Annotated in this window: 13 protein-coding genes; 4 read left to right on the forward strand and 9 right to left on the reverse strand. The window is 64.8% G+C overall.

Features of this window, described 5'->3' with window-relative positions:
* Nucleotides 1–46: 46 nt before the first annotated feature.
* On the forward strand, nt 47–934 hold the full coding sequence (gene yihG, locus PMI20_RS00535) for a 1-acylglycerol-3-phosphate O-acyltransferase, YihG family (protein ID WP_007926017.1): 888 nt from the start codon (nt 47–49) through the stop codon (nt 932–934).
* Here yihG and PMI20_RS00540 read toward each other — a convergent pair whose 3' ends face one another.
* From PMI20_RS00540 to PMI20_RS00580, 9 genes are all read right to left on the reverse strand, one after another.
* Complete coding sequence (locus PMI20_RS00540; protein ID WP_007926015.1) at nt 935–1,507, reverse strand: DUF2780 domain-containing protein; 573 nt, start codon at nt 1,505–1,507, stop codon at nt 935–937.
* 322 nt (nt 1,508–1,829) lie between these two features.
* Nucleotides 1,830–3,029: a formaldehyde dehydrogenase, glutathione-independent gene (gene fdhA, locus PMI20_RS00545; protein ID WP_007931017.1), complete on the reverse strand. Its 1,200-nt coding sequence runs from the start codon at nt 3,027–3,029 to the stop codon at nt 1,830–1,832.
* A 220-nt stretch (nt 3,030–3,249) separates the two neighbouring features.
* Nucleotides 3,250–4,107 carry a formyltetrahydrofolate deformylase gene (gene purU / locus PMI20_RS00550; RefSeq protein WP_007926386.1) on the reverse strand — a complete coding sequence of 286 codons (858 nt, stop codon included), beginning with the start codon at nt 4,105–4,107 and terminating at the stop codon, nt 3,250–3,252.
* Between the two features lie 114 nt (nt 4,108–4,221).
* Nucleotides 4,222–4,854 (reverse strand): sarcosine oxidase subunit gamma, encoded by a 633-nt coding sequence (locus PMI20_RS00555; RefSeq protein ID WP_007926384.1) that lies wholly within the window; start codon nt 4,852–4,854, stop codon nt 4,222–4,224.
* Nucleotides 4,855–4,987: 133 nt separating this feature from the next.
* Nucleotides 4,988–8,005, reverse strand: coding sequence for a sarcosine oxidase subunit alpha (locus PMI20_RS00560; RefSeq protein WP_007926382.1), 3,018 nt, complete (start codon nt 8,003–8,005; stop codon nt 4,988–4,990).
* Complete coding sequence (locus tag PMI20_RS00565) at nt 8,002–8,331, reverse strand: sarcosine oxidase subunit delta (RefSeq protein ID WP_007926380.1); 330 nt, start codon at nt 8,329–8,331, stop codon at nt 8,002–8,004. Before PMI20_RS00565 ends, PMI20_RS00560 begins: the two co-directional genes overlap by 4 nt.
* A 14-nt stretch (nt 8,332–8,345) precedes the next feature.
* Nucleotides 8,346–9,596, reverse strand: coding sequence for a sarcosine oxidase subunit beta family protein (locus PMI20_RS00570; protein WP_007926378.1), 1,251 nt, complete (start codon nt 9,594–9,596; stop codon nt 8,346–8,348).
* Nucleotides 9,597–9,619: 23 nt separating this feature from the next.
* The gene (glyA, locus tag PMI20_RS00575; protein WP_007926375.1) at nt 9,620–10,873 is read right to left on the reverse strand and encodes a serine hydroxymethyltransferase; all 1,254 of its coding nucleotides are present in this window, start codon (nt 10,871–10,873) and stop codon (nt 9,620–9,622) included.
* Nucleotides 10,874–11,320: 447 nt separating this feature from the next.
* Nucleotides 11,321–12,064: a TraX family protein gene (locus PMI20_RS00580; RefSeq protein ID WP_007926373.1), complete on the reverse strand. Its 744-nt coding sequence runs from the start codon at nt 12,062–12,064 to the stop codon at nt 11,321–11,323.
* Nucleotides 12,065–12,288: 224 nt separating this feature from the next.
* Between PMI20_RS00580 and PMI20_RS00585 the strand changes: the two genes are divergently transcribed.
* The 3 genes from PMI20_RS00585 to PMI20_RS00595 all read left to right on the forward strand — a co-directional run bounded on the left by PMI20_RS00585 (nt 12,289) and on the right by PMI20_RS00595 (nt 15,763).
* Entirely contained in the window at nt 12,289–13,329 is a 1,041-nt protein-coding gene (locus PMI20_RS00585; RefSeq protein WP_007926372.1) for a threonine aldolase family protein, read from the forward strand.
* A gap of 167 nt (nt 13,330–13,496) precedes the next feature.
* Complete coding sequence (locus tag PMI20_RS00590) at nt 13,497–14,942, forward strand: purine-cytosine permease family protein (protein WP_007926371.1); 1,446 nt, start codon at nt 13,497–13,499, stop codon at nt 14,940–14,942.
* On the forward strand, nt 14,939–15,763 hold the full coding sequence (locus tag PMI20_RS00595) for a nitrilase-related carbon-nitrogen hydrolase (protein ID WP_007926370.1): 825 nt from the start codon (nt 14,939–14,941) through the stop codon (nt 15,761–15,763). Before PMI20_RS00590 ends, PMI20_RS00595 begins: the two co-directional genes overlap by 4 nt.
* The last annotated feature ends 135 nt before the right edge of the window (nt 15,764–15,898 follow it).

The raw sequence follows: 15,898 nt of genomic DNA on the forward strand, positions 1-15,898 counted from the left end.
CGAAGGTGCTTATCATGGCGCGCCCAAAGGCTTTCAAGAGTTCCTTATGCGCCGCCTGCTCACCGGCTGTTTCGTTACCCTGCTGCTGTTGCTCAACACCCTGGTCCTGTTCGGGCCGCTGATGGTGTTCGCCCTGCTCAAGCTGGTCCTGCCAGGGCGCCTGCGCGACCATGCGTCGAAGGCGGTGATGTGGATTGCCGAAACCTGGGCCGAAATCGACAAGCTGATCTTCGCCCTGTGCATTCCCACCCAGTGGGATATCCGCGGCGGTGACGAGCTGCGGGGCGACACTTCTTACCTGGTGATCAGCAACCACCAGTCCTGGGTCGACATCCCGGCGCTGATCCAGACCCTCAACCGCCGTACCCCCTTCTTCAAGTTCTTCCTGAAAAAAGAGCTGATCTGGGTGCCCTTCCTCGGCCTCGCCTGGTGGGCCCTGGATTACCCCTTCATGAAGCGCTACAGCAAGGCGTTCCTGGCCAGGAATCCGGAGCTGCAAGGCAAGGACCTGGAAATCACCAAGGCCGCCTGCGAGCTGTTCAAACGCCAGCCGGTCACGGTGGTCAACTACCTGGAAGGCACCCGCTTCACGCCGGCCAAGCGTGAGCAACAGCAATCCCCTTTCAAGCAGTTGCTCAAGCCGAAGGCCGGCGGCGTGGCCTTCGTGCTGGCGGCCATGGGCGAACAGCTCGACGCCATCCTCGATGTGACGGTGGTCTATCCGCAGCAGAAGATTCCCGGTTTCTGGGACCTGATCAGCGGCAACGTGCCGCGGGTGATCGTCGATATCCAGACCCGTGAGCTGGACCCGGCGTTGTGGCAGGGGGATTACGAAAACGATCCGGCGTTTCGCCAGACCGTCCAGAACTGGGTCAACCAGCTCTGGACCGAAAAGGACCAGCGCATCGACGCCTTGCGCGCCGAGCGCCGTTGATCAGCTGCCGCTGCCGACACCCCAGATCCCGCCCAGGCTGTTGAGCAGCGAACCGCCCACGCCCTGCTGACCCAGGTATTGCAGGAGCACCGGGGCGAACTGGCCGATCATGCCGCTGTCCATGCCCAGGGCGCTGAACGCGCTGTTCAGGTCATTGGTGTTCTGCACGTTACCCAGCGCGCTCTCCAGACCGGCGGTCTTGCCGCCACCGCTCTGCCCGAGCAGGCCACTCAAGGCGCCCAGGCTGCCCAGCGCGTTGCCGCCCGAGAGCTTGTCCAGCCCCGGAACGCTTTTGCTCAGTTGCGAGTAGTCGGTGCTGCTCAGCTGGTTCTTCGCCAGGCCCAGCATCGCGCCGGTACCGCCGATGGCCTGCTCCGGCGTGACATCCAGTTGCGAAAGGGCACTGAGCAGATTGGCGGTCTGCGAAGTTGGAGCTGCAGCGGCGGCCTTGTCGCCACCCTGCATGCTGGACACCGCATTGGCGGCATCGCTCAGGCTGAAGCCTGCGGCAAAAACCGGGCTGGCTCCCAGGGTCAGCAACGTAGCCAGTGCAACACTGCGGGAAATTTTCATCGAGACAACCTCTTGAACCAGAAAGACACCGTGACAACGGCGGGAAAGCTGCGGATTTGACCGGGAAAACCGGAGCAATGTTCCGCATCGGCCCATCCATATTTAGCCGGCCCGGATATACCCGGAACCTCGCGGACGGGCAACCGTTATTCCAACGCCGATGTCTGTAGCCGCTGCCGCAGGCTGCGATACCAAGAGCGACGCCCGCTTCGAGGTCGATCGCAGCCTGCGGCAGCGGCTACAGGATGCATGATCGGGTTTTGCTCGAGCCAGGCATAAAAAAGGGCGACCCGAGGGTCGCCCTTTTTACTGCGTCAAAGCCTTACGCCGCGCTGAACAGCTTGTGCGGGTCGATGACGAATTTCTTCGGCACGCCGGCGTCGAATTCGCCGTAGCCACGCGGGGCGTCGTCCAGGCTGATGACCTGCACGCCGACCACTTCGGCGATGTTGATGCGGTCCCACATGATGGCTTGCATCAGTTGGCGGTTGTACTTCATCACCGGGGTCTGGCCGGTGTGGAAGCTGTGGGACTTGGCCCAGCCGAGTCCGAAGCGGATGCTCAGGCTGCCCATCTTGGCCGCGGCATCCACCGCGCCCGGGTCTTCGGTGACGTAGAGGCCGGGAATACCGATCTTGCCGGCAACCCGCACCACGCCCATCAACGAGTTGAGCACCGTGGCCGGCGCTTCGTGCTGGGCACCGGCATGGCCATGGCCGCGAGCCTCGAAGCCCACCGCGTCGACCGCGCAATCCACTTCCGGCTCGCCGAGCAGCGCGGCGATCTGTTCGTGCAGCGGGGTGTCCTTGGACAGGTCGGCGATTTCAAAACCCTGGGCCTTGGCGTGGGCCAGGCGCACCGGGTTGACGTCGCCAACGATCACCACCGCCGCGCCCAGCAGGCGGGCGGACGCAGCCGCGGCCAGACCCACCGGGCCGGCACCGGCGATGTAGACGGTGCTGCCCGGGCCAACGCCGGCCGTCACCGCGCCGTGATAGCCGGTCGGCAGGATGTCGGACAGGCAGGTCAGGTCGCGGATCTTCTCCATGGCCTTGTCGCGGTCCGGCAGTTTCAGCAGGTTGAAGTCAGCGTACGGCACCAGCACGTATTCGGCCTGGCCGCCGGTCCAGTCGCCCATGTCGACGTAGCCGTAGGCACCGCCGGCGCGAGCCGGGTTGACGGTCAGGCAGACCCCGGTGTGTTGCTCCTTGCAGGAACGGCAGCGCCCGCAAGCCACGTTGAACGGCACCGAGACCAGGTCGCCGAGCTTCAGGTTCTCGACGTCGCTGCCCTTCTCCACCACCTCGCCAGTGATTTCGTGACCCAGGACCAGGCCGACCTGGGCAGTGGTACGGCCGCGCACCATGTGCTGGTCCGAGCCGCAGATATTGGTGGATACCACGCGCAGGATGACGCCGTGCTCAATCTTCCTGCCGCGCGGGTCCTGCATTTTTGGATAGTCGATTTTCTGTACTTCGACCTTGCCATTGCCGAGATACACGACACCACGATTACCAGACATGCTTTCACCTCGCTGTTGTTTTTATGAAACCGCGTTGCCGGAAAAAGGCAGCGCGTAGAGTGCTCGGGTACAGATGCTGTTTCGTCTTCAAAATCGCTTCGCTGTAGCCGCTGCCGCAGGTTGCGATAAGTCCGGGCCACGTTGGTCGAAGGGCCTTCCAGGGCCCTCAAGAGCGGCGCCCCCTACGGGGTCGATCGCAGCCTGCGGCAGCGGCTACAGGTCATAGAACCACCGTCCGGTTGGCGTTCAGGAACACCCGCCGTTCAATGTGATAACCCACGGCCCGCGCCAGGGTCAGGCCTTCGATATCGCGCCCCTTGGCAATCAGGTCCTCGGGGTAATGACTGTGGTCCACCACTTCCACGCCCTGGGCGATGATCGGGCCCTCGTCCAGGTCGTTGTTGATGTAGTGCGCGGTGGCGCCCACCAGTTTCACGCCCTTGTTGTAGGCCTGGTGATAAGGCTTGGCGCCCTTGAAACCGGGCAGCAGGGAGTGGTGGATGTTGATCGCCTTGCCATCGAGCTTGCGGCACAGCTCCGGCGACAGCACTTGCATGTAGCGCGCAAGGATCACCAGTTCGGCGCCGGAGTCCTCGATCACCTGCCACACCTGGCGCTCCTGGGACGGCTTGTCATTGGGGTCCAGGGGGAAGTGGTAGTACGGGATCTGGTGCCAGTCGGCCAGGGGCTTGAGGTCCGGGTGGTTGGACACCACCGCCACCACGTCCATCGCCAGCTGGCCGATGCGCTGGCGGTAGAGCAGGTCGTTGAGGCAGTGATCGGCCTTGGAGACCATGATCACCACTTTCGGCCGATGCTGCGGTGGGGTCAGCTCGACGTTCATGTCGAAGGCCCGGGCGCGTTCGGCCAGACCGTCGCGCAGGCCCTGCTCGTTGAAATTCTCGGGCTGGCGGAATTCCACGCGAATGAAGAAGCGCGCCGAAAGCCGGTCATCGAAGGAGTGGTGCTCGGTGACGTAGCAGCCCTGCTCGAACAGAAAGCGGGTCACCGCGTCCACCGTGCCGAGCACGCTGGGGCAGTCGGCGGTGAGAATCCATGTGTCGGGGGCGCGGCTCATAATGCAGTGGCTCCTTTTGTTATGGGTAACCGCTTCGCGGTTGTTCGCGGGCAAGCCTCGCTCCTACAGGTCCGCAACGAACCGTAGGAGCGAGGCTTGCCCGCGAAGGCAATCTCAGGCCTGGACGCTGAGGCCGTATTCGGCGGCGGCATCCTGCAGCCACAACCACCAGTAATCGGAGAAGCTGCGGCGGATCACCAGTTCCCAGGTGTCTTCGCCCATGCGGCGGATCACCAGTTGCGACTTGGCGAACACAGTGCCAACGGCCTTGCCCACCGGGAAGTTGTTGGGGTGCACGTCATAGCTGGTGGACTTCATCAGCACTTGGCGCACGTTCGGGCCGGACAGTTCGAGAATCTGCTGGCCGCCACTGACGTTGACGATCTGGATATGCAGGTCGCCCAGCGCTTCGCGCAGTTTTTTCTCGGCGGCGAATTCTTCGCCGCTCGGCACCACCAGCAGCCATTCGTCCGGGCCCATCCACTGCAGGCTGGTTTCGCCCTTGGCGACCACGGTCAGGGCCACTGGCAGCTCCAGGCCCAGGGCCTTGTGCACGCCGGCAGCAAAGGCCGGATCATGGCCATCGCCACGGAGGGTCAGGTGGCCGAGGAGTTTCTTCTCGCGCAGGGTCACGCCTGCGTTCTTGCGGCCCTTGCCCACCAGGCTGGCGAGGTCGGCATGGTGCAGCGACGACTCGGCTTTGGCGCCAGTGGTCGGGCGCTGTTGGTAAACGTTGACTGCGGTCATAGAGCACCTGTCTTCAAATTCTTGCATCACACCCGTAGGAGCGGAGCTTGCCCGCGATGAATACGTCGCGGTCTGTCTGAGGCACCGCGTGATGCCTATCGCGGGCAAGCCTCGCTCCTACAAGGTTGTAGGGTTAAACGTTCTGGCGATCGCCTTTCGGATCGAAGAACACCGAAGAAACGATTTCCGCCTCGATCACCGTGCCGTCGGCCAATGGCGCGAACACCCGCTCGCCCATCCGCTTCAGGCCGCCCTTGACCACACCCATGGCAAACGAATAACCCAGGGAGTTGTGGGCATAGCTGGAGGTCACGTGACCGACCATGCTCATCGGGATCGCCTGCTTGGTGTTGAACACCAGTTGCGCGCCTTCCGGCAGCCACTGGTTCGGGTCGATCGGTTTCAGGCCCACCAGTTGCTTGCGCTGGTCGCGCACGCAGTCTTCGCGGTTCATGCCACGCCAGCCGATCCACGAGAACGGTTTGGTGCGACCGACACACCAGCCCATGTTCAAGTCATCCGGGGTCATCGAGCCGTCAGTGTCCTGGCCGACGATGATGAAGCCCTTCTCAGCCCGCAGTACGTGCATGGTTTCGGTGCCGTACGGGGTCAGGTTGTACTTCTTGCCGGCCTCGACGATCTGCTCCAGCACGCCCATGGCGTAGTCGGCCTGGACGTTGACTTCGTACGACAGCTCGCCGGTGAAGGAAATGCGGAACACCCGCGCCGGCACACCGCCCACCAGGCCTTCTTTCCAGGTCATGAACGGGAAGCCGTCCTTGTCCAGGTCGATGTCGGTGACTTCGCTGAGCAGCTTGCGGCTGTTCGGCCCGGACAAGGTCATGGTCGCCCAGTGGTCGGTGACCGAGGTGAAGTACACCTTGAGGTCCGGCCATTCGGTCTGCTGATAGATCTCCAGCCATTGCAGGACGCGCGCCGCGCCGCCCGTGGTAGTGGTCATGATGAAGTGGTTTTCGCCGACGCAGGCAGTCACGCCGTCGTCGAAGACCATGCCGTCTTCCTTGCACATCAGGCCGTAGCGCGCCTTGCCCACGTCGAGCTTGGTCCAGGCGTTGGTGTAGATGCGGTTGAGGAACTCACGGGCGTCCGGGCCCTGGATATCGATCTTGCCCAGGGTCGAGGCGTCGAGCAGGCCGACGCTGTCGCGCACCGCCTTGCACTCGCGCTTGACCGCGGCGTGCAGGTCTTCGCCATTCTTCGGGAAGTACCAGGGGCGCTTCCACTGGCCGACGTCCTCGAACTCGGCGCCGTTCTTCACGTGCCACGCATGCAGCGCGGTGAAACGCACCGGCTCGAAGATGTGCCCGCAGTGACGGCCGGCCACGGCGCCGAAAGTCACCGGCGTGTAGTTCGGACGGAACATGGTGGTGCCCATCTGCGGGATGCTCACGTTCAGCGAACGGGCCGCGATGGCCAGGCCGTTGACGTTGCCGAGCTTGCCCTGGTCGGTACCGAAGCCCAGGGCGGTGTAGCGCTTGACGTGCTCGACCGACTCGAAGCCCTCGCGGGTCGCCAGTTCGATGGCGGCGGCGGTGACGTCGTTCTGCAGGTCGACGAATTGCTTGGGTGCCCGCGCGGTGCCTTTCTCATGGGGCACCTGGAACAGCGCCAGGGTCGGTTCTTCCAGACGACTCAGGGCCTTGGGCAGTACCGCTTCCACGGCCTTGAAACCTGCTTCGCTGGCGGCACGCACGCCCCCTTCGAAACCGTCGGCCAGGGAATCGCCGAGGCTGTAGACCCCATTGATGCCGCCGACGCACACGCGTTTCTGCGGTGCTTCGCCCGGTACGAAACCGAGGATGTCTTCACGCCAGATCGGCTTGCCGCCCAGGTGCGAAGCCAGGTGCACCACCGGGCTGTAGCCGCCGGAGCTGGCAATCAGGTCGCACTCCAGCCACTCGCCTGGGCTGGTGACCTTGTGAGCCTTGACGTCGATCGCCGCGACGCGGGCGCCGGTCACATGCTTGCTGCCACGGGCTTCGATCACCGCACTGGAAGTGAGGATGCGAATGCCCTTGGCACGGGCTTCTTCCACCAGCGCGCCGCGTGGGTTGTGACGGGCATCGGCGATGGCCACCACTTGCAGGCTGGCGTCGAGCCAGTCCAGGGCCACACGGTAGGCGTGGTCGTTGTTGGTGCTCAGCACCAGCTTCTTGCCCGGTGCCACGCCGTAGCGGCGCACGTAGACCGAGACCGCGCCGGCCAGCATGTTGCCCGGCACGTCGTTGTTGCCGTAGACCAGCGGACGCTCGCAGGCGCCGGTGGCCAACACCACGCGCTTGGCACGCACCCGGTGGATGCGCTGGCGCACCTGGCCGATTGGTGCGCGGTCGCCGAGGTGGTCGGTCAGGCGCTCGTGAATGGTCAGGAAGTTATGGTCGTGGTAGCCGTTCACGGTTGCCCGTGGCAGCAGGGTCACGTCTGGCAGCGACTTCAGCTCGGCGACCACGGTGGCAATCCACTCGGCCGCCGGCTTGCCGTCCAGGCTTTCGCGGCTGTCCAGCAGGCTGCCGCCGAATTCTTCCTGCTCGTCGGCGAGGATCACCCGCGCACCGCTGCGCGCAGCCGCCAGGGCCGCGGCCAGGCCGGCGGGGCCGGCACCGACGATCAGCACGTCGCAGTGTTGGTTCATGTAGTCGTAGGTGTCCGGATCGTTCTCGGTCGGCGAGCGACCCAGGCCCGCGGCCTTGCGGATGTACTTCTCGTAGGTCATCCAGAACGATTGCGGGTACATGAAGGTTTTGTAGTAGAAGCCCGGCGGCATCAGCTTGCCGCCGACCTTGCCGAGAATCCCCATCATGTCGTTGTTGACGCTCGGCCAGCCGTTGGTGCTGGTGGCGACCAGGCCCTGGTACAGCGCCTGTTGGGTGGCGCGCACGTTGGGGATCTGGGTGGCTTCGGTGGCGCCGATCTGCAGCACCGCGTTCGGCTCTTCGGCACCGGCGGCGAAGATCCCGCGCGGCCGGGAATACTTGAAGCTGCGACCGATGATGTCCACGCCGTTGGCCAGCAGGGCGGCGGCCAGGGTGTCGCCTTCGAAGCCTTTGTAGGTCTGGCCGTTGAAGGTGAAGCTGAGGACTTTGTTGCGGTCGATGCGTCCGCCGTTGGACAGGCGATTGGACTGGCTCATACCTTCTCTCCCAGAGCCTGCGTGGCCGCTTTCGGGCTATCGGTCTTGTCGGTGAATTGCGGCTTGGTACCGATCTTGTAGGTTTCGAGAATCTCGTAGGTCACGGTGTCGCGGGTGGCGTTGAAGTACTGACGGCAGCCGGCGGCATGGATCCACAGCTCGTGGTGCAGGCCGCGAGGGTTGTCGCGGAAGAACATGTAGTCGCCCCACTCCTCGTCGGTGCAGTTGTTCGGGTCCAGTGGACGCGGGATATGCGCCTGGCCGGACGAATGGAATTCCTCTTCGGAGCGCAGTTCGCCGCAGTGAGGACAGAAGATGTGCAACATAGGGATTTCTCCTGTTAGTGGGCGACAGCTGCAGCGCCGTGTTCGTCGATCAGCGCACCGTTGTGGAAACGGTCGATGGAGAAAGGTGCGGCCAGCGGGTGCATTTCACCCTTGGCCAGGCTCGCGGCGAATACGTTGCCCGAGCCAGGTGTTGCCTTGAAGCCTCCGGTGCCCCAACCGCAGTTGAAGAACATGTTCGGCACCGGGGTCTTGGAGATGATCGGGCAGGCGTCCGGGGTGGTGTCGACGATGCCGCCCCACTGGCGGTTCATGCGCACCCGCGAAAGGATCGGGAACATCTCGACGATGGCCTGGATGGTGTGCTCGATCACCGGGTACGAACCGCGCTGGCCGTAGCCGACCCAGCCGTCGATACCGGCGCCGATCACCAGGTCGCCCTTGTCGGACTGGCTGATGTAACCGTGCACCGCGTTGGACATGATCACGCTGTCGATGATCGGCTTGATCGGCTCGGACACCAGCGCTTGCAACGGGTGCGATTCGATCGGCAGGCGGAAACCGGCGAGCTTGGCCATGTGCCCGGAGTTACCGGCGGTGACCACGCCGACGCGCTTGGCGCCGATGAAGCCCTTGTTGGTTTCCACGCCGATGCACACACCGTTTTCCTTGCGGAAGCCGATCACTTCGGTCTGCTGGATCAGGTCCACGCCCAGGGCGTCGGCGGCGCGGGCGAAGCCCCAGGCCACGGCGTCGTGACGGGCCACGCCGCCACGGCGCTGGACGGTGGCGCCCAGCACCGGGTAGCGAGTGTTTTTCGAGCAGTCCAGGTACGGAATCTCGTCCGCCACCTGCTTGGCGTTGAGCAGCTCGCCGTCCACGCCGTTGAGGCGGTTGGCGCTGACCCGACGCTCGGAATCACGGATGTCCTGCAGGGTGTGGCATAGGTTGTAGACGCCGCGCTGGGAGAACATCACGTTGTAGTTGAGGTCCTGGGACAGGCCTTCCCACAGTTTCATCGCGTGTTCGTACAGGTGCGCCGACTCGTCCCACAGGTAGTTGGAACGCACGATGGTGGTGTTGCGCGCGGTGTTACCGCCGCCCAGCCAGCCTTTCTCGACCACGGCGACGTTGGTGATGCCGTGCTCCTTGGCCAGGTAGTAGGCGGTCGCCAGGCCATGCCCGCCACCGCCGACGATGACCACGTCGTAGACCTTTTTCGGGGTCGGCGTGCGCCACATGCGCTGCCAGTTTTCATGGTGGCTGAGGGAGTGCTTGAAGAGGCCGAAGCCCGAGTAGCGTTGCATAGTCATTTACTCCAAAACCGCACTCAGCGATAAACCGGGAAGTCCGCGCACAGGGCCGATACCTGACGAGCGACATTGGCCTCGACATCGGCATCGCCGAGGTGGTCGAGGATGTCGCAGATCCAGCCGGCCAGCTCCACGCACTGGGTAACCTTGAAGCCGCGGGTGGTCACCGCCGGGGTGCCGATACGCAGGCCGGAGGTCACGAACGGCGACTGTGGATCGTTCGGCACGGCGTTCTTGTTCACGGTGATGTGGGCGCGACCCAGGGCGGCGTCCGCCTCCTTGCCGGTGAGGCCCTGACGGATCAGGCTGACCAGGAACAGGTGGTTGTCGGTGCCGCCGGACACTACATCGTAGCCGCGTTTGATAAAGACGCCGGCCATGGCCTGAGCGTTGTCGATCACTTGCTGCTGGTAGGCCTTGAAGCCAGGCTCCAGCGCTTCCTTGAAGCACACCGCCTTGCCGGCGATCACATGCATCAGCGGGCCGCCCTGGGCGCCCGGGAAGACCGCGGCGTTGAGCTTCTTCTCGATCTCTTCGTTGGCCTTGGCCAGGATCAGGCCGCCACGCGGACCGCGCAGGGTCTTGTGGGTGGTGGTAGTGACCACGTCGGCGTAAGGCAGCGGGTTCGGGTACAGGCCAGCGGCGACCAGGCCGGCGACGTGGGCCATGTCGACGAACAGCAGCGCGCCGACCTTATCGGCGATCTGGCGGAAGCGTGGGAAGTCGAGGGTCTTGGAGTAGGCCGAGAAGCCGGCGACGATCATCTTCGGCTTGCACTCGACGGCCAGGCGCTCGACTTCGTCGTAGTCGATCAGCCCGGTGTTGGTGTCGATGCCGTACTGCACGGCGTTGTACAGCTTGCCCGAGGACGACACCTTGGCGCCGTGGGTCAGGTGGCCGCCGTGGGCCAGGCTCATGCCCAGGATGGTGTCGCCGGCTTGCAGCAGGGCCAGGTACACGGCGCTGTTGGCCGAGGAGCCGGAGTGCGGCTGGACGTTGGCGTAGTCGGCGCCGAACAGCTGCTTGGCGCGTTCGATGGCCAGGGCCTCGACCTTGTCCACGTGCTCGCAGCCACCGTAGTAGCGCTTGCCCGGATAACCTTCGGCGTACTTGTTGGTCAGGCCGCTGCCTTGCGCTTGCATCACGCGCTTGCTGGTGTAGTTCTCCGACGCGATCAGCTCGATGTGATCTTCCTGACGTTGCTCCTCGGCATTCATGGCCGCCAGCAGTGCATCGTCATAACCCTGGATTTGGTCTTGCTTGCTGAACATCGCGTCTCTCCCAGCGGCGGCGGTGCGCCTTTCGTCTCGGTGAGGCACGTACCCTGCGGTAGTGCCCTTTGGATGCGATGGTATGACCGGCGCTGACCGGCCAAATGCCTATGGACGCCACGCAAAGGTGCGTTTACGACATGGCCTGGCGCAGAGAGACAAATGCTTGCGGGCGCCACGCGCCGAAGGCTCTATGTCGGTGGCTTGCCCGCGCCCGCCAGCCCCCGCCACCGACCAGTGGCGCGACGGGTTTCGGGTTGGCGTGTCGCATCTGTAGCCGCTGCCGAGCTGGCGAGGCTGCGCTCGAGGACGCAGTCCTCGCAAAACCTCAGCACGCGATATGCCTGGAAGAACAGGTTGCCTGGTTTTACGACCGCTTCGCGGCCGAGCGCAGCCTCGCCAGCTCGGCAGCGGCTACAGGGCGTTCGCAACGACAACGGTTCGCCGTCAGGCCAGCAGGTTGCGCAGCATCAGCAGCAGGAGGAAATGCCCGGGGTACAGCAGATAGGCCCAGCGCCGCATCGGTGGCGGCGAAAAACCGCGCATCCGGCGCAGGATCGCCAGCCCCAGCCACGGCGCCAGCACGCAGGCGAACAGCGCCCAGGCGGCCACCTGATTACCCAGGCACGCCGCCGGCAGCAGGCTTTGCCACTGGTTGGCCGCCAGGCACAGCAGCCCCGGCAGCAGCGCCCAGTACCAGCGGCGCTGGAGCACCAGCAACATCGCCAGCGGCAGCAAGACGCCGAACAGGCCGAACATCAGGTACCGGTCGAACAGCCCGCCGAGCAAGGCCGCTCCGATCCCCAGCCACAGCGCCAGCCCGCCACGACGCTGCCAGGCGCGGGCCACCAACAGGCCCAGGGCCAGGGTCGGCAGCACATTCAGGGTGTCGGGGTCGGGAATGTACAGCCGGTACGGCACCTCGCTGAGCAGGCTGAACAACAGCAGCCAGCCCAGGTAACGCCATTGCCCTACGCCCTCGCGACTCACCGCGCCGGCCCGCGCCACATTGGCCGCCAGCGCCAGGCAGAACCAGGGAAACGCCAGGCGCCCGGGCACATACAGCAGATCGAGGCTCCAGCCGACGTAGCGCAGGTGATCGAGCAGCATGCTCAGCAGCGCCAGCCACTTGAGCAGGTCCAGGGCGCCATCGCGCCGGGCGGCCAGCGGGGTCAGCATCGGTTCTGGCATATATCCTCATGGCCTGTGCATTTTTCACCCATAAACAGAGCGTGTGCTCCCCCCTCAATCTTGGGTAAAGTGGCGCTCCACCGATCTCTGCGGGGCCTGCGCTGTCCTGCCGGCCCAGACCTCGTTGCGGACGCTTTACCCAAGGGCTCCTTACCCAGGAGCGCCTTATCCGGAGCCCTTTATCGAAGGACTCCCCTCTCGGACCCTTAGCACGGAAGACGGCCATGACCGACAAGAGCCAACAATTCGCCAGCGACAACTATTCCGGCATTTGCCCCGAGGCCTGGGCGGCCATGGACCAGGCCAACCGCGGCCACGAACGCGCCTATGGCGACGACCAGTGGACCGCGCGCGCCGCCGATTATTTCCGCAAGCTGTTCGAGACCGACTGCGAGGTGTTCTTCGCCTTCAACGGCACCGCCGCCAACTCCCTGGCCCTGTCGTCGCTGTGCCAGAGTTACCACAGCGTCATCTGCTCGGAAACCGCCCACGTCGAAACTGACGAATGCGGCGCGCCGGAATTCTTCTCCAACGGCTCCAAGCTGCTGATCGCCGGCACCGAGAACGGCAAGCTGACCCCGGACTCGATCCGCGACATCGCCCTCAAGCGCCAGGACATCCACTACCCCAAGCCACGGGTGGTGACCCTGACCCAGGCCACCGAGGTCGGCAGTGTCTATACCCCGGAAGAAATCCGCGCCATCAGCGCCACCTGCAAGGAGCTGGGGCTGAACCTGCACATGGACGGTGCGCGCTTCTCCAACGCCTGCGCCTTCCTTGGCTGCTCGCCCGCCGACCTGACCTGGAAAGCCGGGGTCGACGTGCTGTGCTTCGGCGGCACGAAAAACGGCATGGCGGTGGGCGAGGCGATCCTGTTCTTCAACCACAAGCTGGCCGAAGACTTCGACTACCGCTGCAAGCAGGCCGGCCAGCTGGCTTCGAAGATGCGTTTCCTGTCGGCGCCCTGGGTCGGCCTGCTGGAAAACGACGCCTGGCTCAAGTACGCCCGCCACGCCAACCATTGCGCGCAATTGCTGGCCGAGCTGGTGGCGGACATTCCAGGGGTGGAGCTGATGTTCCCGGTGCAGGCCAACGGCGTGTTCCTGCAACTTTCGGAACCGGCCATCGCCGCGCTGACCGCCAAGGGCTGGCGCTTCTACACCTTCATCGGTAAAGGCGGCGCGCGCTTCATGTGCTCGTGGGACACCGAAGAAGCGCGGGTCCGTGAACTGGCCGCGGACATTCGCCAGGTCATGGCCGGCTGAATGCCCTCGCCGGCCTGCCGCCTCCTGTCGAGATCGGGAGCGGTGGGCCGGCGCTGCGTGACATCAGTTCACAAATTCCTGAACTGATTATTTCCCTCCACTGATTCAACATCACAGGCGTATATCCGAGACTCCGGGGTCAATTTATAAAAACAAGGCACTGCCCCATGACCAGCCTGCCCGCGGCAACGGAAAAAGCCCCGTCCCCCAGCCTCAAGATCGAAACCCGCTCCATCGACTACGTGCCGCGCCACGAGCGCCACGGCAAGGTCTGGCACCAGGGTCCGTTCTGGTTCACCGGCAACTTCGTCCTGACCACCATGGTCACCGGCTTCACCGGCGCCGCCCTCGGCCTGAGCCTGCACTACTCGATCCTGGCCATCGTCCTCGGCGTGTGCCTGGGCACCTTCTGCATGGCCTTCCACGCCAACCAGGGGCCGCGCATGGGCCTGCCGCAGATGATCCAGTCGCGGGCGCAATTCGGCCTGCGCGGGGCCATCGTGCCCTTTACCGCGGTGGTCTTCGTCTACATCGGCTTCAACGTGTTCAACGTGATCCTCGCCACCGACGCCATCAACACCGTGGTGCCCGGCGCGCGGCCCCCCTGGTACAGCCTGATGATCATCCTCGCGGTGATCATCGCCGTGGTCGGGCATGACCTGCTGCACGCGGTGCAGCGCTGGCTGACCTACATCATGATCAGCGTGTTCACCGTGCTGACCATCAGCGCGCTGATGACCCTGCAGGCCGACGCCGCCGTGGCCGACGCGCACTTCTCCTGGTCGGCGTTCCTGATCCAGCTGTCGGCGGCCGCCGGCTACCAGATCAGCTACTCGGTGTATGTCTCGGACTATTCGCGCTACCTGCCGCACAAGACCTCGTCGCGCCAGGTGATTTTCTGGACCTACCTGGGCGCCGCGGGCTCGGCGCTGTGGCTGATGTCCCTGGGTGCCTTCCTCGCGTCCGCCCTGCCGTCCCCCGACGCCATCGGCAGCGTCCGCGAAGTCGGCAACCAGATGATCCCGGGCTTCGGCACCTTTACCGTGCTGATCGCCGTGCCCGCCCTGGTCGGCATCATGGCAGTCAACTGCTACGGCGCGATGCTCACCGGCATCAGCGCCATCGACGGCTTCCTGCAGATCCAGCCGAACCTCAAGAGCCGGGTGGTGGGCATCGCCCTGGTGGCGGTGGTGATTTTCCTGATCGCCATGAACATTCCCGACAGCTACCTGGCGAGCTTCAATACCTTCGTGCTGCTGATGCTGTATTTCCTGGTGCCCTGGACCGCGGTCAACCTGGCGGACTTCTACGTGGTGCGCAAAGGTCACTACGCCATCAGCGACATCTTCAACCCGGCCGGCATCTATGGCCGTTGGGCCATGCCCGGGCTCATCGCCTATTTCCTCGGCCTGGTCGCGATGATTCCGTTCATGTCCCTGAGCTTCTACCAGGGCCCTGTGGCCCAGGCGCTGGAGGGCGCGGACATTGCCTTTGTCATCGGCCTGGCCGTGGCCGGTGTGGCCTACTGGGCGCTGACCCGGGGCCTGGACCTGGACGCCGAGCGCCTGGCGATTCAGGCCAGCGAACGCCAACTGGAAGGAGCCGGCCAATGACTGGATTGCCCACCCTGAAAGTCGCCTGCCAGCAGATCGCCCCACGGGTGGGCGAGCTCGACTACAACCGCGAGCTGGGCCAGCGGGCCATTCGCCAGGCCGCTGCCCAGGGCGCCCAGGTGGTGGTGCTGCCGGAACTGGTGCAGAGCGGTTATGTGTTCACCGATCGGCAGGAAGCGCTGGCGCTGTCCGAGGCCCTCGACGGGCCGACGCTGACCCTGTGGAAGGCCCTGGCCGCAGAGCTGCAGGTGGTGATCGTCGGCGGTTTCTGCGAGCGCCTGAATGCCGGGCAAGTGGCCAACAGCGCCGCGCTGGTCGAGCCCGAGGGGCGGGTGACGGTGTATCGCAAGGTGCATCTGTGGGACCGGGAGAAGCGGGTCTTCACCGTGGGCGAGCAGCCGCCACCGGTGGTCGAAACCCGCTTTGGCGCGATCGCGATGCTGATCTGCTACGACCTGGAGTTCCCGGAATGGGTGCGCCTGCCCGCGCTGGCCGGCGCCGCCCTGCTCTGCGCCCCGGTCAACTGGCCGGACGGGCCGCGTCCGGCGGGCGAACGCCCGGCGGAAATGGTCCGGGTCCAGGCCAACGCCGCGGTCAACCGCATGTTCATCGCCGCTTGCGACCGCTGCGGCGACGAGCGTGGCGTGGCCTGGGTCGGTGGCTCGCTGATCGTCGACGCCGACGGATATCCGCTGGCCGGCAGCGCCCGTCATCCCCAGCAGCAACTGCTGCTGGCGGAGCTGCCCCTGGCGGACGCCCGGGACAAGCACATCAGCGCCCATAACCACGTGCATCTGGACCGCCGCCCGGCGCTGTACTGAGCCCTCCCCGGCCGCGGGCAACACTCGCGGCCCTTCGCCTTTTCGCCCCTGATCCGCGCGCGCCGCCAGACATGAACTAGATTGTCTGGCGAGCCGCTGTACCCGCTCGGATAACGACAATAATCAGGAGCGCAT

Origin of the sequence: Pseudomonas sp. GM17 (assembly GCF_000282175.2) — a bacterium.
GTDB classification, from domain to species: Bacteria; Pseudomonadota; Gammaproteobacteria; order Pseudomonadales; family Pseudomonadaceae; genus Aquipseudomonas; species Aquipseudomonas chlororaphis.